Below are 22,304 nucleotides of genomic sequence, written 5' to 3'. Positions count from 1 at the left end.
CGCCGCCGCCTTATCCGTCCCCCCGCCACCGCCACAAACAACCCAGATGCAGATAGGCTTTCGCCGCAAGCGCCTGCCCTGGACGACTGACCAGCTTGACGTGATTGAGACTGCGGACGACAAGGCAGCCCGCAACCTGCCGCCACATGTCCGGGGCGCCGATGACGGCGTCTGCGAAACCATCGGCCCCGCCCCCGTCCCGGACCATCCCGGATTGCCCTGGGAAAGCGAGCAAGGCCTCGCGCTCCGCCGCGACGCACAGACCCTCGCGCTCCAGGTCGGTCAGCAGCGCCGCCCAGCCGTCCTCCCCTGCGGGTTTGAGTTCAGCCCCCAGCGTCGCGCCGAGCCGCTCGCCCACGTCAAGATGCAACACCACCGACGCCGCATGTCGGGCCGAAACCGCGATCAGGCGCGTCGTTTGATCGTCGATTGACAGGCCGACGCCTGCAACGAACGCCTTCACCTCCCCCACCGGCAAGGCGACGCACAACCGCGCCTGCGTCCGGTCCCTGGGCAGCATCACGCCCAAAAACTGCCACGCCGCGTGCGCGGGCAACGCCGCCGCCACCCGTTCCAGCGTGCTCTCCACCCCCGCCCGCGCGTCGGGCGCGATCAAGGTCGCGACGGTCAACGCGCGGAGCGGTCGCCGATCCGTCGGGGAAACATCGCGGAAATCGACAAACAAGCTGGGAAGGACGCGGCGGCGCGCCATTTGATCGCCGTCAAACTCAAGCCACGCGCTTCGCGACCGCTCGCTCAGAAGGGAGCCGGGTTCGGTCCAATCGCGGCAATGCGCGCGCACGCTCCGCCATTCCGGCTGTTCCAACCAGGCGGGCGGCACATCCCGTGTGGGATGACGACCCGCCAGAATCTCGCCGCCGCCGTCCCCGCGCGTCAGGCACAAGGAAAAGTCAACACGCGGCGCTCCTCCACCAAGAGGGCGCTCCAAAATCATCGCGGAACCGGCGGGAAGCGGATCGGCGGCGCGCGAGATGGCCCGCCGATCCTCCACCGACGCCAACGCATCCGGGACCGCCGGGGCGGCCAACCGCCACACCGACCCGGCGGAGCATTCATCCCCGCCCCGCGCTCGCCTCAACAAGTCTCCTCCGAAAACGCCCCCGGATCGCGAAACCAGGATTCGGGAATCAGCGTCTTCAAATCATCGTCCGCGACCTCAAGCCCCTCCGCTCTGGCAAGATCGCGGACGCCGGGCCAATCATTCACCGCAAGAGTCGCCAAACGGCGGCGAAGCGTCTCGTTGGCGGCAAGTCGGTTGGCGAAAACCACGGCGTCCGTAACCTTGTTGTGCGGATCGATGACGGCCTTCAGGTCGTCAAGGGCAAGCGGGGCTGGAAATTTGAGACGCCGCGCCAAATCCAAAATAGCGTCCCACCGGCCCTGGCTGACCAGATGAACAATCTGGCGCAGCATCCGCTTGTCCCCTCTTTTCAGGACCACGCCAAGAAACCGCTTCGCGTTGTCATGTCCGGGCGTCGTCACGCGGCGCGTCTCCTGATGTCTGGTCACGGGAGAGGGGGAATCACCACTTCGTCGGGTTCAGCGCGTCTCCAACGTCGTCAAGGCCACTCTGGACGTCCTTCCACGCGTCGTTGATGTCGTTCCACGCGTCGGAACTGGTGTCGCTGATCCAATCCCAACTGTCCATCGCCGCGTTCTCCATCCAGGAGCTTGATGTCGTGGCCAAGTCCGAGACCCACTCAAACCCTTCGGTCGTGTAGTTGGTGAACTCCATCCAGAAATAATCGATGTAGCCCTGCCAAGAGATCTTAAAATCATCCGCCTTGAAAATCGCCCCCGTTCCATTGTAAAGCGCCCCGGTCGCGCCGTCGGCGACCATGATGACCGTCCCACCGCCGCTGGATTGCGCGCGAAAGGCGAGATTGCACAAATCGGTTTCAGCAACCGACCAGCTTTGCGCGGCGTAGTTGGCGAAGGTCGTCACGATGTCGTTTCCGACCGCAAGATTGCTGGTTCCGCCGGGAACCAGATTGCCGTCGGAACGCTCCATGGGCGGATCCTTCATGTCGGCGTACTGCTTGGTCCAAACGGTCCCACCGCCATCGAGAACGCAATAGCAGGTCGTCGCCTTGAAGAAACCCAGCTTTCCGGTGCTGGTCTCCGACAGAGTCCAGCTTGATTTTGTCCCATCCATGGACGGAACCGTGTAGGGGCTGCCAACCGCCGTGCCCGCGTTGGCGGAGGCCTTGTTCGTCTCCAGCACGTCGCCCGAGGGGATGACGGCGATGCCGCCCTTCGCCAAGACGCCAAAGCCGACGCCGCTGTAAGGCCGGATGGCCACCATCGACCCTTTGATGTTGGCGTCATCGTAGTCATCCGGGATCGCGATGAACATCCACGGATTCAAGCCCGCATTGACGTCATCCGACGTGAATGGCTTTTTGGAGTAGTTGTAATATTGGAAGGTCTTGGCGTAATCGACAACCCCTTGCCAGTTGTTGGCTTTCAACAGGCCCGTGACTGTGTCGACGTCTGATTGGTCGCCCATGTCATTGACTGACTTCAGGAACGACTCACTGTTGTCCACCCCAGCCTGCGTAGCGGCGCCCATGCGGATCTCCTTGATCGCTTGCGGTTGACGACGGAACAGAAAAACCTAAAGAAGACAAAAGTGTGAAAAATCACCCGTAGAAAATTGTTCAAAAAGAGGCACTAATTTTTCACGCGAGAAAATTACTACATCATTGATCGCAATAAGTTTAAATCTCTATCAGCAATCACACTCAACGCAAGGGGTCATCACAATTGGTTGAGATTTTAAAATCGTAACGTTTTGAGATTGTTCTGTTCATTTTCCGAAACATCCGGGGCGTCTCCGACATGGCGTTTCCTCCGAACGCATGATCCGACGGCGGCCCGGCCCCCTGATGGCCGAGCGCGGCTATGACCGCCTGTGCCGCTTCTTCGGCGGGGACGAGATCTACGCGCGGCGCGGCCTGCCCCGCCATGCGTCCGACGCGGGTTGAAGCCGCGCGCTGGACCGTCTTACACTCCACGCCGCTTCTTTGTGCACGAACCCCGAGGTTCCCGCCGTGACGTCCCCGTTCCTCCCCACCGCCTGCCCGCATGATTGCCCGAGCACCTGCGCCCTGGAGGTGGAACGGCTCGCCCCCGACCGCATCGGCAAGGTGCGCGGCGCGGCGGCGAACAGCTACACGGCGGGCGTCATCTGCGCCAAGGTCAGCCGCTACGCCGAACGGGTTCATTCCCCCGACCGGCTGAAAACCCCGCTGCTGCGCGTCGGCCCCAAGGGTTCGGGACAATGGAAGGAAATCGGCTGGGACGAGGCGCTCGACCGCATCGCCGACGAGTTCCTGAGCGCCGAAAAGACCTTCGGCGCCGAAGCGGTCTGGCCGCTCTATTACGCTGGAACCATGGGGTTGGTGCAGCGCGGCGGCATCCAGCGGCTGCGCCACGCCAAGGGCTATTCCCGCCAGACCAGCACCGTCTGCGACACGCCCGCCAACATGGGTTGGTTGGCTGGCTACGGCGACATCCGGGGCGCCGACCCGCGCGAGATGGCCGACAGCGACCTGATCGTCAATTGGGGCGGCAACCCGGTCGCCACCCAGGTCAACGTGATGACCCACATCAGCCGCGCCCGCAAGGGCCGGGGGGCCAAGCTCGTCACCATCGACCCCTACCGCACCGGCACCGCCGAAGTGTCCGATTTGCATCTGATGCTGCGGCCCGGCACCGATGGGGCGCTGGCCTGCGCGGTGATGCATGTGCTGTTCCGTGACGGATTCGCCGACCGCGATTACCTCACCCGCCTGACCGCTGACCCGGAACGGTTCGAGGCCCACCTCGCCAGCCGCACGCCGGAGTGGGCCGCCGCCATCACCGGCCTGACCGTCGCGGAGATCGAGGATTTCGCCCGGCTCTACGGCTCGACCCCGCGCAGCTATCTGCGCGTCGGCTACGGCGTCAGCCGCAGCCACAACGGCGCGGCGCAGATGCACGCCGTCTCCTGCCTGCCCATCGTCACCGGATCCTGGCGGCACAAGGGCGGCGGCGGGCTTTATTGCTCGTCGGGCATCTACCACATCGACCGCACCCTGTCAGAGGGGCTGGACCGGCTGGACAAAAGCGTCCGCAGCTTTGACCAGTCGCGCATCGGCGCGGTGCTGACCGGCGACCCGCGCGACCTGACCAGCGGCCCGCCGGTCAAGGCGATGCTGATTCAGAACACCAACCCGGCGGCGATCTGCCCGGATTCCAACCGCGTCCGCCAAGGCTTCCTGCGGGACGATCTGTTCGTCGCGGTGCATGAGCAGTTCATGACCGACACCGCGCAACTGGCCGATCTGGTGATTCCGGCGACCACTTTTCTGGAGCATGACGACCTCTATCGCGGCGGCGGCCAGATGCACATCCTGATCGGCCGCAAGGTGATCGAGCCGCAGTTTGAGGCGCGCGAAAATCATTGGGTGATTTCCGAAATCGCCCGGCGCGTCGGGGCCGAGCATCCCGGCTTCGGCATGACCGCGCTGGAAATCATCGACGCCATGCTGAAGACGTCCGATCTGGGCGACGCGGCGACGCTGACCGAAGAGCGTTGGATCGACGCCCAGCCGGATTTTGAAACCTCGCATTTCCTCAACGGCTTCGCCTGGCCCGATGGGAAATTCCGCTTCGCCCCGGATTGGGCGGCGCTCGGCCCCTATGGCGGGATGCCGGAATTGCCCGACCACATGCCGCCCGCCCGCGACGCCAACGCCGAGCACCCGTTCCGGCTGGTGACGGCCCCGGCGCGCCAATTCCTCAACACCTCCTTCGGCGAAACCGTCACTTCGCAGCGCAAGGAGGGCCGCCCGACCGCCTTGATCCACCCCGACGATCTGACCGCCCTGGCGCTGACCGACGGCGCGCCGGTCCGGTTGGGCAACGATCAAGGCAGCGTCGTCGTCCACGCCAAGCCCTTCGCCGGGGTGCCGCGCGGCGTGGTGATCGTCGAAGGGATTTGGCCCAACACCGCCTTTGTCGAGGGCATGGGCATCAACAGCCTGACCTCGCCGGAGCCGATCCCGCCCGCTGGCGGGGCCGCCTTCCACGACACCGCCGTCTGGCTGCGGGCGGCGTGACCCTTCACCGAAAGTGAACGCCGCCTTCTGAACAAGTCGTTGGTCGTGATGGTCGCCGGGGCGTAGCATCGCCCCACCCAATCACGACAGCGACGGAGGCGGCGATGCCCGCGCGCGGCGAACTCTTGGCCCGGCTGGGGCTGCGTTCCCCCATCATTCAGGCGCCGATGGCGGGCGGCGGCGACAGCGCCGCGCTGGTCGCGGCGGTGAACGAGGCGGGGGGCTTCGGCTTCGTCGGCGCGGCGTACCTCACCCCGGCGCAATTGACCGAGCGCGCCCGCGACATCCGGTCCCGCACCGCCCTGCCCTTCGGCGTCAATCTGTTCGCGCCGCAGCCCGAACCGACGGCCTCGGCGGCCCTGACCGAAGCGGCGGTGGCGCGGGTCGCTGGCTTTTACGCCGAACTCGGCCTGCCCGCCCCCAGCGCCCCGGCCTATCCCGGCGACAGCTTCGCCACGCTGGTTCCCGCCATGCTCGACAGCGGCGCGGCCATCTTCAGCGTCACCTTCGGCCTGCCCCCGGCGGATGTCGTCAGCGCCGCCAAGACGCGCGGCATGCGGGTGATGGGCACCGCGACCACGGTGGCCGAGGCGCTGGCGCTGGAGCAGGCCGGGGTTGACGCGGTGATCGCGCAGGGCGCCGAAGCGGGCGGCCATCGCGGCGGCTTCATCGGCGATCCCGCCGCCAACCTGATTGGCGCGATGGCGCTGGTTCCGCAGATCGTCGACGCCGTCGGCGTGCCGGTGATCGCGTCGGGCGGCATCATGGACGGGCGCGGAATCGCCGCCGCGCTGGCGCTGGGCGCGACCGCCGTGCAACTCGGCACCGTCTTCCTGACCTGCGACGAGGCGGGTATCCCCGAGGTTCACAAACAGGCGATTCTCGACGCCGCCATTCTCGACGCCGCCGAGGACCAAACCCGCCTGACCCGCGCGTTCTCCGGCCGCCCGGCGCGCGGCCTCGTCAACCGATTCATGGAAACGGTCGAGGATCGGGAGCGACCCGACGCCGTCCTGCCCTTCCCCCTGCAAAACGCCCTGACCCGTCCCCTGCGCGCCGCCGCCGGGCAGCAGGGCCGCGCCGAATTCCTGTCGCTGTGGGCCGGACAAGGCGCGCCAATGGCCCGCCGCCGCCCGGCGGGCGAGGTGGTGGCCGCGCTGTTGAGCGGTTGCGCGGCGACGGTTGAAAAATTGGCTGGGGTGTAGGCGTTCGCCCTACCCCTCCACCCCAACCCGGTTGCGCCCGCCGCGCTTGGCGCTGTACAGCGCTTGGTCGGCGCGGCGGACCAGGGATTGGGAATTCTCGCCCGGACGGAATTGGGCGACGCCAATCGACAGGGCGACCGTGCCGTAATTGGCGTTGCGCGCCTTGTTGACGATCTGCCGCCCGCCGACGAAGGCGCGGACCTGCTCGGCCAGCTTGACCGCGTTGTCCAGGCTGGTGCGCGGCAGGATGATCGCGAACTCCTCCCCGCCATAGCGGGCGGCGGTGTCTCGGCCCTTGATGCATTCGGTCAGCATCCGGGCCACCAGCTTCAGCACATGATCGCCGACCAGATGGCCGTGGGTGTCGTTGAAGCTCTTAAAATGGTCGATGTCCACCATCAGCAGCGACAGCGGTTGCCCATCGCGCGCGGTCTCGTCCATCGCCTCCAACAGCATCAGATCAAAGGCCTTGCGGTTGGCGATGCCGGTCAGGCCATCGGTCATCGCCTCGCGCCGGGCGCTGTCCAGGCTGACCCGCATTTCAGCCAGTTGGAGACTCGATTCCTGGAGTTGCAGTTGCAACGCCGTTTGGCGTTCAACGATGCCCGCCGTCTCGGCGGCGATGGCCGCGACCATGGCGCGCAGATCGGTCAGACCGAGCGGTTGCGACAGCTCTTCGCTGAATCCCGACAGCGCGCTGCCGTAGCGCTCCGTCTCCGACCCGACATTGCCCAACTGCTCCAGCACCCGGCCCAAGGCGAATCGGGCCTTGTCGGAGGTTTCGCGAATCGCCTGCACTTCGGCGTCCAACGAGAAAAAGCGCTTGAACAACTCGTCGCAGAGCGATTGCGACAGGGCGATTCCGTCCCGGCTGGCGATGTCCACCGCGCGAGTCAGATCGGGATGCTGCCCACTGAAATAAACGAACCACAACGTGAAATTTTCAGGGTTTGCCAGCAGGCGATCCGACAACATACGGTCCATCGCCTTGGCCGCCAAGGCGCTGACCTTGTCAAATTCGTCCGCGCTGGCCACAATCTCTACCCTTTGATTCGTTCGATTTCGAACGGTACGCGGGGTTGACGATGTCGGCAAGCGAGTCTTTTCGTCGCTTATTGTCGAAATCTGTCGCTCAGTTGCACTCGCCCACCGAATGCGCGCCACACACCCGCGCGCCGTCAACCCAGCGCGCGCCCGCCAAATTGGCGTTGCTCAGGTCGGCGCCGCTCAGTTTGGCCCCGGTGAAATCGGCGTTGACCAGCGAGGCCCCCACCAGCTTGGCGTTGCGCAGATCGGCGGCGCGGAACGACGCGTCGGTCAGATCGGCGCGGGTGAAATCGACCTCGATCAAGCGCGCCCGATCAAAGCGCGCGCCCATCACCAGGGCGCTGATGAATTTGGCGCGGTAGCCGTCGGCGTCGCTCAAATCGGCCCCGCGCAGGTCGGCGCGCTGAAATGTCGTGTCGCGCAGAATGGCTCCCGCCAGTTGCGCCCCCGGCAACGCCTGCCCCTCGAAGGAACAGCGCCGCCAGACAACTTTGGCCTGGGCCAGATCGTTGCACGCGGCCCAAACCGGAAAGGACAGCGGCGCGAGAAACAACGCGACGGCGACGCGGCGAGCGGCGGATTTCAGCATCATCCGGCTTTAGATGGGGAGCGCGGGGCGCGGCGCAAGACCGCCCACCGACCGCCCCGCCTGCGGCGGGCGCGGCAAAGTGGCGTGGGCGGCGGCCTGCGCCGCCAGCGCGGCGGCGACAGCCTCGCCGAACGGACTGGCGCGGCGCTGCGTCAGATCGACGTGCAGCAGCATGAACTCCGCCGTCGCAGCCAGCGTCCCATCGGTCGCGTGAAACATCTCATGGAACAGATGCAGCCGCTTGCCGTCCGCCCCCAGCAGGCGCGAGGCGAAACGCAGCGGATCGCCCTCCACCACCTCCCGCGCGTAGGTCAGATGGGCGTCCACCACGAAAAGCGACCGCTGTTCCGCCGCGACATAGGCCTTGCCCACCCCGAAATGGTCGAGCACCGCGTCGGTCGCCTGATCGAAGGCCAGCAGATAATAGGCCACGTTCATGTGCCCGTTGTAGTCGATCCATTCCGGCAGCACGGCGGCGGCGTGCAGGGCGAGCGGCGCAGGGTTGGTCATGAGGGCAATCCCAGAAAACGGAGGATGTCGGCGCGCAAGGACTCGATCTCGCCCAGCCAGCCGACCACCTCCTCGACCGAGGGGTCGTCGGGCGGATCGTTGAAAATTCCCGGCCCCGGATAACGGGGGCCGCTGAGAAAGACGACCAGATGGCTGAGAGCGCGTGCGCGTGGTGCGATGGGATGCTCAGTGGGCAGCCGGGCGATCAACAGATCAAGATCATGACTCTTCGGCGGCATCACGCCCGTTGCGACCAGGACCGTCTTCAACAGCTTCTCAACCGCCTGTTGGCAATGGTAGGCCGCCATCGACGGTTCCGGCTCCGGCCCATACAGGTTGTTCCGAATGGCCTTCATGTCGCGCTCGACCACCGCAAGCCACGCCTGAAGCGCCTTATCGTCCATAGACCCGCTGCCCATGGCGCTTCACTTCATAGCTGAGCGTGCCGACGACATCCTTCGACGCTTCGTAATTCATCCGGGTGCAGGGGATGATGTCCGCCGGAATGCCAGTGCCAATCTTGGAGGCGTAGGCGTAGCGCGGAGTCCGCCGTTCCTTGGGCGTGTCGTCGGGGACGATCACCAGCAGATCGTAATCGCTGTCCTCGTGGAAATTGCCGCGCGCCCGGCTGCCGAACAGATAGACGGCTTCCGGCTTCAGGGCCGGAATGATCCGGTCCAGCAGGACCCGCAACTTTTCATCCTCAACCGCCGCTATTGCCGCCATATCCGCCGCCATCCGGGTCGCCGCCGCCTGCCCATCCTAACACAGGACGGACGGACGGGCGGCGGCGGCTGCCCTTACACCGAGAAATATTTGGCGCGCGGGTGGTGCAGGACGATGGCCGAGGTGCTCTGTTCGGGGTGCAACTGGTCCTCGTCCGACATTTCAATGCCGATCCGCTCGGCCCCCAGAAGCTTCAACAACTGCTCCTGGTCCTTCAGATTCGGGCAGGCCGGGTAGCCGAAGCTGTAGCGGCTGCCGCGATAGGATTGCTGCAACAGCTTCTCCTTGTCGCGGTTGTCCTCCGCGCCATAGCCCAACTCCGAGCGGATGCGGGCGTGGACATACTCCGCCATCGCCTCGGTCATCTCCACCGACAGGCCGTGCAGGTAGAGGTAATCCTGATAGCGGTTTTCGGCGAACCATTCCCGCGCCACCTCGGCGCAATGCTGGCCCATGGTGACGACCTGAAGGCCAAGCACGTCGCGCTCCGGGTCGGTCACGTCGCGCAGGAAGTCGGCGATGCACTCGCCATCCTCCTTGCCCTGGCGCGGCAGGCTGAAGCGCGCGGCCTCCGTCGTCCCATCCTCCTCGAACAGGATCACGTCGTTGCCGTCCGCCGCCGCCTTCCAATAGCCGTAAACGGCGGTCGGGCGCAGGATGTTTTCGCTGTGGGCGATCTTCAGGATGCGGTCGAGCACCGGGCGAAGCTCCTTCTTCGCCCACTCCTTGAACTCCTCGAACGACTTGCCGTCCTTCCGGTAGCCCCATTGCAGTTGGTAGAGCATCCGCTCGTTCAGATACGTGACCAGCGTCTTCAACGGCACATGGTCGATCAGCTTCGGCCCCCAGAAGGGCGGAGTCGGCACCGGCACGCCCTCGGCCAAGCGGTGGCGGCGGGCGCGCACGGCGTCCTTGTCCACCGGCCCGGTCGCCGCGCTGGTCGCCTGCCCCAGCACGCGGCGGCGGTTGACCGCCTTGCCCGCCCGCTTGGCCTGGATGATGGACAGCTTCTGGTCGAAGCTGCCCGTCACCACCTCGTCCATCAGGGTCAGCCCATCAAAGGCGTCGCCCGCATAGGCCACCCGGCCCGAGCCGTAGGAGGCGACGCAATCGCCCTCGACATAGGCGCGAGTCAGGGCGGCGCCGCCCAGCAGCACCGGCACGTCCAACCCCTCGCGGGTCATTTCGGCCAGATTTTCGCGCATCACCACGGTGGATTTCACCAGCAGGCCGGACATGCCGACGGCGTCGGCCTTGTGCTCCTTCGCCGCCTGGATGATCGCCGACACCGGCTGTTTGATGCCGAGATTGACCACCTTGTAGCCGTTGTTGGTCAGGATGATGTCCACCAGATTCTTGCCGATGTCGTGGACGTCGCCCTTCACCGTCGCCAGCACCATGGTGCCCTTTTGCTGGCCGTCCGCCTTTTCCATGTGGGGTTCAAGATAGGCGACGGCGGCCTTCATGGTTTCCGCCGATTGCAGGACGAAGGGCAACTGCATCTTGCCCGCGCCGAACAGTTCGCCCACCACCTTCATGCCGTCGAGCAGATAGGTGTTGATGATCTCCAACGGCGGGTGCGTCTTCATCGCCGCCGCCAGATCCTCGTCCAACCCGGTGCGATCGCCGTCAACGATGCGCTCCTTCAACCGCTCCTCGACCGTTTCGGCCCGCGCCTTCTTCTTGGCGTCCGCCGCCTTGCGGCCCTCGAACAGCGCGATGAAGGCGTGCAGCGGGTCGTAACCGTCCGCGCGGCGGTCGAAGATCAAATCTTCGGCGGTCTTGACCTCGATGTCCGGGATCTGGTGCAGCGGCAGGATCTTGGAGACATGGACGATGGCCCCGGTCATCCCCTTCTTGACCGCGTGGTCGAGGAAGACCGAGTTCAGCACATGGCGCGCCGCCGCGTTCAGACCAAAGGAGACGTTCGACAGCCCGAGGATGATCTGGCAACCGGGCATCTCGCGGGCGATGGCCTCAATGCCTTCCAGCGTCCAGATGGCGAGCTTGCGGTCGTCCTCGTTGCCCGTGGCGATGGTGAAGGTCAGCGGGTCGAACAGCAGATCGGCGGGGGAGAGGCCGTATTCGTTGACCGCCAGATCATAGAGCCGCTTGGCGATGGACAGCTTGCGGTCGGGGGTTTTGGCCATGCCCTCTTCGTCGATGGTCAGCGCGATGACCGCCGCGCCGAACTTCTTGGCCAGCGCCAGCCGCTGGCGCGCCGGTTCCTCGCCATCCTCGAAATTGATCGAGTTCAGGATCGCCTTGCCACCATAGAGCGCCAACGCCTGTTCCAGAACGCCGTATTCGGTGGAATCGATGACCAGCGGCGCGGTGACGGAGCCGACGAAACGCTCCATGACCGCGTTCATCTCCGCCACCTCGTCGCGCCCGACGAAGGCGGTGCAGACGTCCAGCGCGTGCGAGCCTTCCTTGACCTGCTCGCGCGCCATCTCGACGCAGCCGTCCCAGTCGTGCTTTTCCTGCAACTCGCGCCACTTCTTGGAGCCGTTGGCGTTGCAGCGTTCGCCGATGGCGAAGAAAGCGTTTTCCTGGCGCAGCGTGACTTGGGAATAGAGCGAGGCGACCGCCGGAACCCAATGGACCGTGCGGCCCTTCGGGTTGGGCCGGTGCGACCCGGCGGGGGCCAGCTTGCGCAGCATGGCGTTGGCCGCGCCGATGTGCGGCACGTTGGTGCCGCAGCAGCCGCCGACCAGATTAACCCCATCCTCAACGACGAAACGCTCCAGCCAATGGGCGAAATCATCGGCGCGCAGCGGGTAATGGGTCTTGCCGTCCACCAATTCGGGCAGCCCGGCGTTGGGCTGGACCGAGATCATCCCCGGCCAGTTCTGCGCCAGCCAACGGACATGCTCGCTCATCTCCAGCGGGCCGGTGGCGCAGTTCAGCCCCATCAACGGCACGTCGAGCGCCTGGATGATGGTGGCCGCCGCCGCGATGTCCGTGCCGACCAGCAGCGTGCCGGTGGTCTCCACCGTCACCTGAACGAAGACCGGCGTGTCGGATTTGGCCTCCAGCCGCGCGCGCTTGATCCCGTTGACCGCCGCCTTGATCTGCAAGGGATCCTGGCAGGTTTCCACCAGAATGGCGTCGGCCCCGCCCGCGATCAGCCCGGCGGCCTGGACGTAAAAGCTGTCCTCGGCGGCCTGATAGGCGATGTGGCCCAGGCTGGGCAGCTTGGTCCCCGGCCCGATGGAGCCGATGACGAAGCGCGGCTGCCCGTCGGTGAAGGTCGCCGCCGCCTCGCGCGCCAGCTCGACGGCGCGCTGGTTGATCTCAAAGGCTTTGTCGCCGATGCCGAACTCGCCCAACGTCACCGGCGAGGCGCCGAAGGTGTCGGTTTCGACCATGTCGGCCCCGGCCTCGAAATAACCGCGATGGATCTCGCGGACGATGTCGGGGCGCGACAGCGGCAGGATGTCGGTGCAGTTCTCGTGCCCCCAATAATCCGTCTCCACGTCAAGGTCGAGCGCCTGAATGCGGCTGCCAAACCCGCCGTCGCAAAGCAAAACGCGGTCACGCAGGGTGTCGAGGATGTGGGGCATGGGAGAGTTCTTATCCGTGGCTTGGGCGTGTTCGGGGATCAGGCGAGATCATGACGGTTGGCGGGCCACCACTCGTCGTCAAGAATGTGTTCCAGCGCATAGGGGCATTCGGCGGGCAGATCGGCGGCGGCGACGCGATCCTGTTCCAAGCCTTCCACCGCGTAAATCCGGCCCCGTCGATAGCTCTTCTCAAGGTCGAGCTTGCCACGCAGGCTCGGGCTGGCGTCCAGCGCGTCGTTGGCTTGGTTCCGGTGTTCGCGAACGGAGCGCCGCCAGCCGCCGCGCGGTTCGGCGACCGGGGAGAATTCCAGCTTCAGCAGATGTTCGATCACACGGGTCAGCGCGCTTGCCAACGCGTTGGCTTCGGATCGGCCCATGCTTTCGATCTCCTCGGCGACGTTCTCCCAGTCGATGGGCGTGTTCGGGCGATCCTGCGCGGCGTCGCGCAGCAGGCGGGCCTGTTCTTGCGTCCAGGCGAGGAAATCCGTGTCATACCCGATCCGGCTGTCCATGGCTCACCCTCCGCAGCGTCGGTTGCAGCTTAGCACAAGCCCCCCGCCCCCGTCTTACCTCAGCCCGCCACCGGGGCGGCGGGGCTGTGCGCCTTCACGCCCAGCATCCGGCAGATCGCCATGGTCAGGTCGGCGCGGTTCAGGGTGTAGAAGTGGAAATCCGTCACGCCCTGGGCCTGCAAGGCTTGGCACTGCTCCGCCGCGACCGTCGCGGCGACCAGTTGGCGGGTTTCCGGGTCGGCGTCCAACCCCTCGAAGGTGTCGGACAGGGCGGCGGGCATTGACGCGCCGCATTTTCCGGCGAACTCCACCGCGCGGGCGAAGTTGGTGATCGGCAGGATGCCCGGCACGATGGGCACATGGATGCCCGCCGCCGCGCAGCGGTCGAGGAAGCGGTAATAGGCGTCGTTGTCGAAGAAGAACTGGGTGATGGCGCGGGTCGCCCCGGCATCCACCTTGCGCTTCAGATTGTCCAGGTCGAATTGGGCGCTGGGCGCGTCCGGGTGGCTTTCCGGGTAGGCGGCGACGGAGATCTCGAAATCGGCGATGCGCTTCATCCCCGCCACCAGATCGGCGGCGTAGGCGTAGCCGCCGGGGAACGGCTCATAGGCGCCGCCCACCCCGCCGGCGGCGTCGGGCGGATCGCCGCGCAGCGCCACCAGATGGCGGATCCCCGCGTCCCAATAGGTCCGCGCGATGGCGTCGATTTCCTCGCGAGTCGCGCCGACACAAGTAAAATGCGCCGCCGCCGGAATGCCGGTTTCCGCTTGGATGCGGCAAACCGTGGCGTGGGTGCGTTCGCGGGTCGAGCCGCCCGCCCCGTAGGTGACGGACACGAAGCTCGGCGCCAGCGGGGCCAGCCGATGGATGGCCTGCCACAGGCTTTGCTCCATCTTCTCGGTCTTCGGCGGGAAGAACTCAAAGCTGACGGACGGCAGCGGAGACAGGGGCGCGGTCATGACGAAACTCCGCTGAGCGTAAGGGCGGGAGAGGACGAGGGAACCGCCGCAGCCGCCGCAAGGCGGGTGGCGGGCCAAATGGACACGGTGAGCGGGTCGCCCGGCAGATGCGCCGCCGGGCCGCAGGACAGCCCGGATTGGCGGCACCAGCCCGCGACCTCCTGATCGGAAAAGCCGAGTCGGCGGTGCGCGTGTTCTTCGCGCAGCGCCTCCAGCGTGTGGGGGGCGAAATCGACGATCAGCAGCGGCGCGCCGGGCCGCAGCACGCGGGCGGCCTCCGCCACCACCTCGGCCGGCGACTCGGTGAAGTGCAGCACCTGATGGATGATGGCGGCGTCGAAGGATCCGCTGGGAAAGGGCAGTTGGTACATGTCGGCCTGCCGGACATGGCAATGGCGCAGGCCCGCCTCCTCCAGCTTGGTGCGGGCGACGGCCAGCATCTCGCGCGACTGGTCGACGCCGACGGCGCGCTGCACGCGCGGCCCCAGCACCTCCAGCATCCGCCCGGTGCCGGTGCCGATGTCCAGCAGCTCCTCGACGCCCGCCGCCGGGAACAGCCGCAGCAACGCCGCCTCCACCTCGCCCTCGGCGACGTGCAGGGAGCGGATTTCGTGCCAGCGCGCGGCGTTTTCGCGGAAATAGGCGGCGGCGGTTTCCGAACGGCCCCGCTTGGTCGCCTCCAGCCGCTCCAGATCCAGGGTCAGGGTCGGATCGGAATCGGGGATAGCGTCCACCAGCACCCGCGCCAACTCCGCCGACGAGCCTTTCTCAGCCAGACGGTAAAAGGCGAAGGTGCCCTCGCGGAAACGGTCGAGCAGCCCGGCGTCGCACAGCAGCTTCAGGTGACGCGAGACGCGCGGCTGGCTCTGGCCCAGGATCTGGGTCAGCTCCGTCACCGTCAGCTCGCCATGGGCGCACAGCGCCAGCAGCCGAAGCCGCGTGGTTTCCGCCGCCGCTTTCAGGGTCGCAAGCAGATCGTCCATCGCCCCACACACCCAACATCGCCGCGCGGGGCGTCGCGCCCCGTCACTCTGAATACAGATATAAAGATATCTTTATGCGTCGTAAACCGAATTCGTCGCACCGCGCGCTCCGCCCGAAGTCCGGCCTGCGGCAAGAACGCCACAGGCGCCGCAAGGGCTGTGGCGCAGCCGCCACGAGACTGGTCAAACAGCCGTTCCTGTGTTACTCGACGAAAAGGTGGAAATTGGACGATTTCTCGCACAATCTTCCTCATGAACGCGCCGCCGCCTCTGTCGGTCCCCACGCTCCCACCGCAGGAGTCTTTGGGGCGGATGGGGAAGACCGGCGATCCGACCCGAGTTGAGCCTCCAGAAAAGAGCCGTCGCACCATGAAGCTGGCCAGTCTCACACGCTCCACCCTCCGCTCGGCTCTCGTCGCCGCCCTTGCCCTGACCGCGACGGCCTGCGCCAACAAGCCGCTCGATCCAGGCTCCAAGGAGGCCGCCACCGAGGTCAACGACCCGTTGGAAGTGCCGAACCGCTTCGTCTTCGCCGCCAACGAGGCCGCCGACGTGCTGGTTCTGCGCCCCGCCGCCGAGGTCTATGTGGCCGCCGTGCCGAACCCGATCCGGGACGCCATCCACAACTTCATCGACAATCTGATGTCGCCGCTCTACATCGCCAACAACCTGTTGCAGGGCAATTTCGAGGGCGCGCAATTCGCCACCGGGCGCTTCCTGACCAACACCATTTTGGGCGCCGGCGGCATCGCCGACGTCGCGACTCAGGCGGGCATTCCCAACCGTCCGGAAGATTTCGGCCAGACGCTGGCGGTGTGGGGCGTCGGCGACGGGCCGTATCTGGTGCTGCCGCTGCTGGGTCCGTCGAACCTGCGCGACACCGTCGGCTATGGCGTGGACACCGTCGCCGATCCGGTGCGCGTCTGGGGCTACGCCGCCGACCATAAGGGCGCGTTGTACGCCCGCGCCGGGGCCAACGCCATCGACCGCCGGTCGCATGTTCTGAAGGAAGTGGACGATCTGCGCCGCAACTCGTTGGATTTCTACGCCACCGTGCGCAGCCTGCGCCAGCAGCAGCGCCAGGCGGAGATTGCCAACAAGCCGGTCAGCGGCCCGGATTTCCCGGACTTCGCCTCCGCGCCGAAGCAATAAGGTGTTTTTCGGTTGCGGCGGCCCCCTCGCAGGGACGCTGCAACCGGGCAATGCTTCGCTTTCGATGTTTCTTAGCCCCATGGGTCACATGACCGTTGACAACGACAGCCAAGCCGCCATTTCTGGACCCATGATGCTGACACGTCGCCTGTTTGTCGCGTGCGCGGCCCTGCTCGCGGTGAGCAGCGGGGTCGGCCACCCTCTCGTTTCCTCGGCTTTCGCGCAGAGCGCGGATCCGGGCGCAAGCGTTTTCATGCAGAAGCTGGGGAATGACGCCATTGGCACATTCTCCAACAAAAGCACGCCCAAAGAGCAGGCGTTGCAGCATTTCCGCGCGCTGCTGCACAAGGGCTTCGACGTCCCTTACATCGGGCGTTGGGTGCTGGGCCGCTACTGGAATCAGGCGAGCGAGGCGCAGCAGGCCGAGTATCAGAAGCTGTTCGAGCAGTTGATCGTCGGCACCTACGCCGAACGTTTCATCGAATATTCGGGCGAGACCTTCAAAATCGTCGGCGCGCTGCCCGAGGGCGAGACCGACACCATGGTCACGACCCAGATCATCCGCCCCAGCGGCCCGCCGGTGAACGTCAATTGGCGCATCCGCAAGAAGGACGCCGATTACAAGATCATCGACGTCGTGGTCGAGAATGTCAGCATGGGCGTGACCCAACGGCAGGAATTCTCGTCGGTTGTGCAGCAGAATGGCGGCAAGGTCGATGGGTTGATTCAGGCCCTGCGCCAGAAGGTCGGCAAGGCCGGTTGACGCCCTTCGCCTTTCACTAGGATCGTCTGCGAGAGCGCGGGGCCGTCTTCCACTCAGGGGCGGCCCCGTTTGCGTTGGCGCGCGGAATCCGTGACGCGGCGGCGCGAAACGGCTATCTTGCATCAATGACTTGCCTTGCTCCCCACAGGCACAACCGGGACTCGCAGCGCCATGGCAGACCGTGATCCGACCGAGGTCGAGGAGATCCGCAAGATCATCCTGTCCCATCAGGCGTGGCTGAAACGACCCAGCAGCGGCAAGCGCGCCGACCTCAGCTTTCGCGATCTGTCGCGGCTCAATCTGGAACGGGTGGCGCTGGCGGGGGCCAAGCTGGCCGGGTGCAATCTGACCAACACGCGGATGGTCCGGGCCGATCTGACCCAGGCCGACCTGTTCGGCGCCGACATGGAGGCCATCAACCTGTCCGGCGCCACGCTGACCGGGGCCGATCTGCGCGGGGCCAACCTGCACCGGGCGCAACTGACCGACGCCAATCTGCGCGGCGCCGATTTCCGCGCCGGGGAGTTGCTGGACGACACCCAGAAGACGACGCGCGCCGGTGGCGTGACCCGCCTGACCGAAGCGAAGATGGAGCGGTCGATCCTGGCCGGGGCCAATTTTTCCGGCTGTGACCTGACCGGCGCCGATCTGAACGACGCCGACTTGACCGGGGCGGAATTGACCTCGGCTGTGCTGATGGGCGCCGATTTTTGCGGGGCGACGCTGGACGGCGCGGTGTTCGGCAACACGGTGATGGATCAGGCGACGCTGACGCGCACCTTCATCCCCTTCACCCTGCCGCCCGACGCCATCGTCCAGCCCAATTACACCGCCATGCCGGTGGCCGACTTCCTGGAACTGGTCGCCAGCCACGAGCGGTGGGTGGACAGCGGCGGGGGCGAGGGGGCGCGGCTGGATCTGGATTTGGTGTCGGTGGCCGGGGCCGATCTGAGCGGGCGCACGCTGGCCGCCGCGCGGCTGCGCCGCTGCCGCCTGCCGGGCACGCGGTTGACCAAGGCCAGCCTGGACATGGCCGAATTGTCCTACATCGACCTCGACGAATCCGATCTCAGCGACGCCAGCCTGCGCGGGGTCACGCTGCGCCGCGCCTATCTGGCCCACACCCTGTTCAACCGGGCCGACGCCAGCCCGACGCAACTGGCCGGTGGCCGGTCCTGGCCCGCCAATTTCGACGGGGCCGATTTCTCCGACGCCGATCTGCGCGCCGCCCGCATGGGCGACGCCATCGTGCGCGGCAGCGTCTTCACCAACACACTGACCGAAGGCAGCGGCATCGACGTCGCCAACTCTGGCGCCATCGCGCCGCCGCCGCCCGAAGAACGCCGTCGGCAAAAGCGCTTCGTCCGCCCCGGTCTGGTGGTCCACACCGAACATGGCGTCTTCCCCGCCCGCAACTGGTCGGTCGGCGGCCTGTGCCTGCTGGCGGTCAACCAGCCCTACCGCCGGGGTCAAACCTTCCAGGCCCGCGTGGTGATGACCGACCGGCAAGACGTGGCGGCGGTCGCCAATCTGGTGGTTTTGCACCGCGACGACGAACGCGGCCAATTGTCGGTGCGCTTCCACCAATATGGCGACGATCTGAAAGCCCTGTTGAAGACGGCTTTTCTGGAGCACCAAAAGCTGGCGGGCTGAAACCGTTCAAGCCGCCAGAAACCCGCCATCCACGCAAAAATTATGGCCGATCACGAAGGACGCCGCGTCCGACGCCAGCCACAACACGGCCTCGGCCACCTCCTCCGGCTGACCAAGGCGACGGGCGGGCAGTCCGGCGGCGACCACGCTCATGTCGGCGATCTTTGATCCCAGCATCATCGGCGTCACAATGCGCCCCGGCGACACCGCGTTGATGCGAATCCCCTGCGGCGCGCACTCCATCGCCGCCGACCGGGTCAGGGCCAACGCCGCCGCCTTGGACGCCGCGTAGAGGGACAAGCCGGGATTGGGATTCCGCACCCCGCTGACCGACGCGTTGTTGATGACGACCCCGCCGCCCTGCCCGCGCATGACGGCGATCTCCGCCTTCATCGCCAGAAACAAGGCCCGGACGTTGGTGTCGAACACCTGATCGAACACCGCGTCCGGCTGCTCGTCCAGCGGCGCGCGCGGCTCCTGCCAGCCCGCGTTGTTGAAGGCGACGTCCAGCCGCCCAAAGCGCTCCATCACCTGCCCGACAACGCCGCTCATCGCCTCCGGCTCGGTGACGTCGGCGGCGAGGAACAGCGATCCGACGCCGCCCACCGCCGCGCACTCCGCCGCCACCGCCGCGCCTTTGTCCTGGTTGCGCCCGACCGCGACCACCGTCGCCCCCGACCGGGCGAAGGCCCGCGCCGTCGCCTCGCCAATGCCGGAGGTCGCGCCCGTCACCAGCACGATCTTTCCCGTGAAGCCCGCCATGGGTCCGTTCCTTCCCGAACAGTCTGTGATCGGCAAAGAATGACGCCGCCCGGCGGGGCGGGTATTGGCGAAAATTGACCGGGGAAGTTGGAGGCCGCCCGTCACCCCCGCATGGCGCGGGCGTAACACAGCGGGGTGATGCCATAGGCCCGCTTGAAATGCCGGGTGAAGGCGCTCTGGTCGTAAAAACCAACCGCCAGCGCGGCGTCGGCCAACGACGTTCCCTGCTCCAACCGCAAGGCCGCCGCGACCAGCCGGGTTTGCGTGAGGTAGCCGTGCGGCGTCAGCCCGGTGGCCCGCTTGAACAGCCGGATCATCTGAAAGGCGGTCAAGCCCGACGCCCGCCCCAAATCCTCCAGGGTCAGGCGGTTGGCGTGCTCATCATGGATCAAGGCCACGGCCTGGGCGATGGCCGCCCGGTCCCGACCAACGACGGACAGGCGGGGGCGGTTGCCGCCATGCCGGGCGATCAACCCGCCGAAACTGATGGTCAGAAGCTCTTGCGCCAGCAGCGGATCGCCGTCCGTCTCAAGCGCCCGGTGCAGGCGCAGGAATGACGCGACCAGATCGGCGTCCGGCACCAGATTGTTGGTGAAATAGGGCGTTCCCGGCCCGCCAACCAGCGCCGTCACCGCGTCGATGGCCGGTTGCCGCAGGTAAAAGGAGCGGTAGCGCCAACGCTCGCTGCGCCCCATGCGGCCGGAATGCGGTTCGACGGGGTTGAAGACCAGCAACGCCTGATTCTTCGCCTCCCCCGTCACGCCCCGGCTGTGAAACTCCGCGCCGCCGATTTCGGTGACGGCGACGACCAGCGCCTCGTGAAAATGCGGGGTGTAGTCGTGGCGTTTGAAATCCGCGTGGAGCAGCCGCAGGCCGGGAACCCGGCGATCTTGCCAGTAGCGCACCCGGTTCCGCTCATCGCTCCGCGCCATCCGCGCCCCCGCTGAAAAACGAAAACGCCCCTTCCCCTGCGGTCAGAGGAAGGGGCGCGGTCGGTCAGACTGTCACCACACTCAGCCGCGAACCAGCGGCTTGTACTTGATGCGGTGGGGCTGGTCGGCGTCGGCGCCCAGGCGGCGCCGCTTGTCGGCTTCGTAATCCTGGAAGTTGCCTTCGAACCATTCGACGTGGCTGTCGCCCTCGAAGGCCAGGATGTGGGTGGCGATGCGGTCGAGGAACCAGCGATCGTGGCTGATGACCACGGCGCAGCCCGCGAAGCCTTCCAACGCGTCTTCCAGGGCGCGCAGCGTGTCGACGTCCAGATCGTTGGTCGGTTCGTCGAGCAGCAGGACGTTCGCGCCGGACTTCAGCATCTTGGCCAGATGAACGCGGTTGCGCTCACCGCCCGACAGTTGCCCGACCTTCTTCTGCTGGTCCGGCCCCCGGAAGTTGAAGCTGGAGACATAGGCGCGGCTGGGCATGGTCTTCTTGCCCAACTCGACCATGTCGAGACCGTCGGAAATTTCCTCCCACACCGTCTTTTTCGGGTTCAGCGAGTCGCGGCTTTGATCGACATAGCCAAGCTTCACCGTGTCGCCGACGCGGAAGTTGCCGCTGTCCGGCCCCTCCGTTCCCGTAATCATGCGGAACAGCGTGGTCTTGCCGGCGCCGTTCGGGCCGATGACGCCGACGATGCCGCCGGGCGGCAGGCGGAAGGACAGGCCGTCGATCAGCAGACGGTCGCCGAAGCCCTTGCCGATGCTCTCCGCCTCGATGACCAGATTGCCCAGGCGCGGCGGGGTCGGGATGACGATCTTGGTCTCGCCGCCGGTCTCCTTGGCGCTGTCCGCCAACAAGGTCTCGTAGGCCGAAATGCGGGCCTTGCTCTTGGCCTGACGGGCGCGCGGCGACTGGCGAATCCATTCCAGTTCGCTGGCCAACTGCTTCTGGCGCGATTCTTCCTGACGGCCTTCCTGCTCCAGACGCTTTTGCTTCTGCTCCAGCCAGGAGGAGTAATTGCCCTCATAGGGGATGCCGGCGCCGCGATCCAGCTCCAGAATCCAGCCGGTCACATTGTCGAGGAAATAGCGGTCGTGGGTGACGAGGACGACGGTGCCCTTGTAATCCTCAAGATGCTTTTGCAGCCACGCCACCGATTCGGCGTCGAGATGGTTGGTCGGTTCGTCGAGCAGCAGCAGGTCGGGCTTTTCCAGCAGCAGGCGGCACAGCGCGACGCGGCGCTTTTCACCGCCCGACAGCTTGTCGACGCTGGAATCGCCGGGCGGGCAGCGCAGCGCGTCCATGGCGATTTCCACCGTGCGGTCGAGATCCCAGGCGTCGGCGTGGTCGATTTTTTCCTGCAACTCGGCCTGTTCGGTCAGCAGCGCGTCGAAATCGGCGTCGGGATCCGCCATCATTTCCGACACGACATTGAAGCGGTCGAGCAGCGCCTTGGTCTCGGCCAGCGCCTCAAGCACGTTTTCCTGAACGGTCTTGGTCGGGTCGAGCTGCGGTTCCTGCGCCAGATAGCCGACCTTGGCGCCTTCGGCGGCCCAGGCCTCGCCCGAATAATCCTTGTCCAGACCCGCCATGATCTTCAGCAGGGTCGATTTACCAGCGCCGTTGACGCCCAGCACGCCGATCTTCACACCCGGCAGGAACGAGAGCCACACGCCATCGAGGGTCTTCTTGCCGCCTGGATAGACCTTGGTCAGGTCTTTCATGACGTAAACATACTGATAGGACGCCATGCGCCACTCCGACCTTGTGCACCGGGGAAGAGAAAAAAGCGTCGCCACGCGGCGCCGCTTC

21 protein-coding genes are annotated in these 22,304 nt (G+C 66.1%); 6 read left to right on the top strand and 15 right to left on the bottom strand.

Translation table 11 applies throughout. The features are described from left to right. Window positions 1-10 precede the first annotated feature (10 nt). From D3877_RS19165 to D3877_RS19155, 3 genes are read right to left on the bottom strand one after another with little or no spacing between them, the layout of a single operon-like run. A complete protein-coding gene (locus tag D3877_RS19165; RefSeq protein WP_147395236.1) occupies window positions 11-1,099 on the bottom strand; it encodes a hypothetical protein in 1,089 nt (362 codons plus the stop codon). Further along, a complete protein-coding gene (locus D3877_RS19160) occupies window positions 1,096-1,503 on the bottom strand; it encodes a hypothetical protein (protein ID WP_147395235.1) in 408 nt (135 codons plus the stop codon). The genes D3877_RS19165 and D3877_RS19160 overlap by 4 nt, the downstream gene beginning before the upstream one ends. A 40-nt stretch (window positions 1,504-1,543) precedes the next feature. Then, a complete protein-coding gene (locus D3877_RS19155; RefSeq protein ID WP_147395234.1) occupies window positions 1,544-2,593 on the bottom strand; it encodes a hypothetical protein in 1,050 nt (349 codons plus the stop codon). A gap of 289 nt (window positions 2,594-2,882) precedes the next feature. On the opposite strand from D3877_RS19155, the gene D3877_RS30875 reads away from it, so the two are divergent. The 3 genes from D3877_RS30875 to D3877_RS19145 all read left to right on the top strand — a co-directional run bounded on the left by D3877_RS30875 (window position 2,883) and on the right by D3877_RS19145 (window position 6,331). Next, complete coding sequence (locus D3877_RS30875) at window positions 2,883-3,008, top strand: hypothetical protein (protein WP_274379636.1); 126 nt, start codon at window positions 2,883-2,885, stop codon at window positions 3,006-3,008. A gap of 66 nt (window positions 3,009-3,074) precedes the next feature. Then, a complete protein-coding gene (locus D3877_RS19150) occupies window positions 3,075-5,126 on the top strand; it encodes a molybdopterin oxidoreductase family protein (RefSeq protein WP_119832260.1) in 2,052 nt (683 codons plus the stop codon). Window positions 5,127-5,230: 104 nt separating this feature from the next. Further along, window positions 5,231-6,331, top strand: coding sequence for an NAD(P)H-dependent flavin oxidoreductase (locus tag D3877_RS19145; RefSeq protein ID WP_119832259.1), 1,101 nt, complete (start codon window positions 5,231-5,233; stop codon window positions 6,329-6,331). A gap of 9 nt (window positions 6,332-6,340) precedes the next feature. Here D3877_RS19145 and D3877_RS19140 read toward each other — a convergent pair whose 3' ends face one another. The 9 genes from D3877_RS19140 to D3877_RS19100 form a co-directional block, all read right to left on the bottom strand. Then, a complete protein-coding gene (locus D3877_RS19140; RefSeq protein ID WP_119832258.1) occupies window positions 6,341-7,366 on the bottom strand; it encodes a GGDEF domain-containing protein in 1,026 nt (341 codons plus the stop codon). Between the two features lie 97 nt (window positions 7,367-7,463). Continuing rightward, a complete protein-coding gene (locus D3877_RS19135; protein WP_119832257.1) occupies window positions 7,464-7,970 on the bottom strand; it encodes a pentapeptide repeat-containing protein in 507 nt (168 codons plus the stop codon). 6 nt (window positions 7,971-7,976) lie between these two features. Beyond that, entirely contained in the window at window positions 7,977-8,477 is a 501-nt protein-coding gene (locus tag D3877_RS19130; protein WP_119832256.1) for a thioesterase family protein, read from the bottom strand. Then, window positions 8,474-8,896, bottom strand: a complete 423-nt coding sequence (locus D3877_RS19125) for a HEPN domain-containing protein (RefSeq protein ID WP_238474962.1) — start codon at window positions 8,894-8,896, stop codon at window positions 8,474-8,476. Before D3877_RS19125 ends, D3877_RS19130 begins: the two co-directional genes overlap by 4 nt. Continuing rightward, entirely contained in the window at window positions 8,871-9,203 is a 333-nt protein-coding gene (locus D3877_RS19120; protein ID WP_119832254.1) for a nucleotidyltransferase domain-containing protein, read from the bottom strand. Before D3877_RS19120 ends, D3877_RS19125 begins: the two co-directional genes overlap by 26 nt. Before the next feature lie 74 nt (window positions 9,204-9,277). After that, a complete protein-coding gene (gene metH / locus D3877_RS19115) occupies window positions 9,278-12,769 on the bottom strand; it encodes a methionine synthase (protein WP_119832253.1) in 3,492 nt (1,163 codons plus the stop codon). A 38-nt stretch (window positions 12,770-12,807) separates the two neighbouring features. Then, on the bottom strand, window positions 12,808-13,281 hold the full coding sequence (locus D3877_RS19110; protein ID WP_119832252.1) for a DUF29 domain-containing protein: 474 nt from the start codon (window positions 13,279-13,281) through the stop codon (window positions 12,808-12,810). Between the two features lie 59 nt (window positions 13,282-13,340). Further along, the gene (metF, locus tag D3877_RS19105; protein WP_119832251.1) at window positions 13,341-14,240 is read right to left on the bottom strand and encodes a methylenetetrahydrofolate reductase [NAD(P)H]; all 900 of its coding nucleotides are present in this window, start codon (window positions 14,238-14,240) and stop codon (window positions 13,341-13,343) included. Then, window positions 14,237-15,223 (bottom strand): ArsR/SmtB family transcription factor, encoded by a 987-nt coding sequence (locus D3877_RS19100; protein WP_119832250.1) that lies wholly within the window; start codon window positions 15,221-15,223, stop codon window positions 14,237-14,239. The genes metF and D3877_RS19100 overlap by 4 nt, the downstream gene beginning before the upstream one ends. 369 nt (window positions 15,224-15,592) lie before the next feature. On the opposite strand from D3877_RS19100, the gene D3877_RS19095 reads away from it, so the two are divergent. The 3 genes from D3877_RS19095 (at window position 15,593) to D3877_RS19085 (ending at window position 18,791) form a co-directional block, all read left to right on the top strand. Next, on the top strand, window positions 15,593-16,375 hold the full coding sequence (locus D3877_RS19095; RefSeq protein WP_119832249.1) for an MlaA family lipoprotein: 783 nt from the start codon (window positions 15,593-15,595) through the stop codon (window positions 16,373-16,375). Between the two features lie 253 nt (window positions 16,376-16,628). After that, entirely contained in the window at window positions 16,629-17,138 is a 510-nt protein-coding gene (locus D3877_RS19090; RefSeq protein WP_238474961.1) for an MlaC/ttg2D family ABC transporter substrate-binding protein, read from the top strand. 171 nt (window positions 17,139-17,309) lie between these two features. Further along, complete coding sequence (locus D3877_RS19085) at window positions 17,310-18,791, top strand: pentapeptide repeat-containing protein (RefSeq protein ID WP_119832248.1); 1,482 nt, start codon at window positions 17,310-17,312, stop codon at window positions 18,789-18,791. A 6-nt stretch (window positions 18,792-18,797) separates the two neighbouring features. Here D3877_RS19085 and D3877_RS19080 read toward each other — a convergent pair whose 3' ends face one another. The 3 genes from D3877_RS19080 to ettA all read right to left on the bottom strand — a co-directional run bounded on the left by D3877_RS19080 (window position 18,798) and on the right by ettA (window position 22,243). Next, a complete protein-coding gene (locus D3877_RS19080; protein WP_119832247.1) occupies window positions 18,798-19,553 on the bottom strand; it encodes an SDR family NAD(P)-dependent oxidoreductase in 756 nt (251 codons plus the stop codon). Window positions 19,554-19,654: 101 nt separating this feature from the next. After that, the gene (locus D3877_RS19075; protein WP_119832246.1) at window positions 19,655-20,485 is read right to left on the bottom strand and encodes an AraC family transcriptional regulator; all 831 of its coding nucleotides are present in this window, start codon (window positions 20,483-20,485) and stop codon (window positions 19,655-19,657) included. An 81-nt stretch (window positions 20,486-20,566) separates the two neighbouring features. Next, a complete protein-coding gene (gene ettA, locus D3877_RS19070; protein ID WP_119832245.1) occupies window positions 20,567-22,243 on the bottom strand; it encodes an energy-dependent translational throttle protein EttA in 1,677 nt (558 codons plus the stop codon). Window positions 22,244-22,304: the final 61 nt, after the last annotated feature.

It is taken from the genome of Azospirillum cavernae, from assembly GCF_003590795.1.
In the GTDB taxonomy this organism is placed as follows: domain Bacteria; phylum Pseudomonadota; class Alphaproteobacteria; order Azospirillales; family Azospirillaceae; genus Azospirillum; species Azospirillum cavernae.
This window is presented reverse-complemented; position numbering and strand designations above follow the sequence as displayed.

What these genes read in the sequence shown, in the direction of transcription:
- D3877_RS19155 (WP_147395234.1), bottom strand. Translation starts at nt 2,593, where the DNA reads ATGGGCGCCGCTACGCAGGCTGGGGTGGACAACAGTGAGTCGTTCCTG.
- D3877_RS30875 (WP_274379636.1), top strand. Translation starts at nt 2,883, where the DNA reads ATGATCCGACGGCGGCCCGGCCCCCTGATGGCCGAGCGCGGCTATGAC.
- D3877_RS19145 (WP_119832259.1), top strand. Translation starts at nt 5,231, where the DNA reads ATGCCCGCGCGCGGCGAACTCTTGGCCCGGCTGGGGCTGCGTTCCCCC.
- D3877_RS19135 (WP_119832257.1), bottom strand. Translation starts at nt 7,970, where the DNA reads ATGATGCTGAAATCCGCCGCTCGCCGCGTCGCCGTCGCGTTGTTTCTC.
- D3877_RS19130 (WP_119832256.1), bottom strand. Translation starts at nt 8,477, where the DNA reads ATGACCAACCCTGCGCCGCTCGCCCTGCACGCCGCCGCCGTGCTGCCG.
- D3877_RS19125 (WP_238474962.1), bottom strand. Translation starts at nt 8,896, where the DNA reads ATGGGCAGCGGGTCTATGGACGATAAGGCGCTTCAGGCGTGGCTTGCG.
- D3877_RS19120 (WP_119832254.1), bottom strand. Translation starts at nt 9,203, where the DNA reads ATGGCGGCAATAGCGGCGGTTGAGGATGAAAAGTTGCGGGTCCTGCTG.
- metH (WP_119832253.1), bottom strand. Translation starts at nt 12,769, where the DNA reads ATGCCCCACATCCTCGACACCCTGCGTGACCGCGTTTTGCTTTGCGAC.
- D3877_RS19110 (WP_119832252.1), bottom strand. Translation starts at nt 13,281, where the DNA reads ATGGACAGCCGGATCGGGTATGACACGGATTTCCTCGCCTGGACGCAA.
- metF (WP_119832251.1), bottom strand. Translation starts at nt 14,240, where the DNA reads ATGACCGCGCCCCTGTCTCCGCTGCCGTCCGTCAGCTTTGAGTTCTTC.
- D3877_RS19100 (WP_119832250.1), bottom strand. Translation starts at nt 15,223, where the DNA reads ATGGACGATCTGCTTGCGACCCTGAAAGCGGCGGCGGAAACCACGCGG.
- D3877_RS19095 (WP_119832249.1), top strand. Translation starts at nt 15,593, where the DNA reads ATGAAGCTGGCCAGTCTCACACGCTCCACCCTCCGCTCGGCTCTCGTC.
- D3877_RS19090 (WP_238474961.1), top strand. Translation starts at nt 16,629, where the DNA reads ATGCAGAAGCTGGGGAATGACGCCATTGGCACATTCTCCAACAAAAGC.
- D3877_RS19085 (WP_119832248.1), top strand. Translation starts at nt 17,310, where the DNA reads ATGGCAGACCGTGATCCGACCGAGGTCGAGGAGATCCGCAAGATCATC.
- D3877_RS19080 (WP_119832247.1), bottom strand. Translation starts at nt 19,553, where the DNA reads ATGGCGGGCTTCACGGGAAAGATCGTGCTGGTGACGGGCGCGACCTCC.
- D3877_RS19075 (WP_119832246.1), bottom strand. Translation starts at nt 20,485, where the DNA reads ATGGCGCGGAGCGATGAGCGGAACCGGGTGCGCTACTGGCAAGATCGC.
- ettA (WP_119832245.1), bottom strand. Translation starts at nt 22,243, where the DNA reads ATGGCGTCCTATCAGTATGTTTACGTCATGAAAGACCTGACCAAGGTC.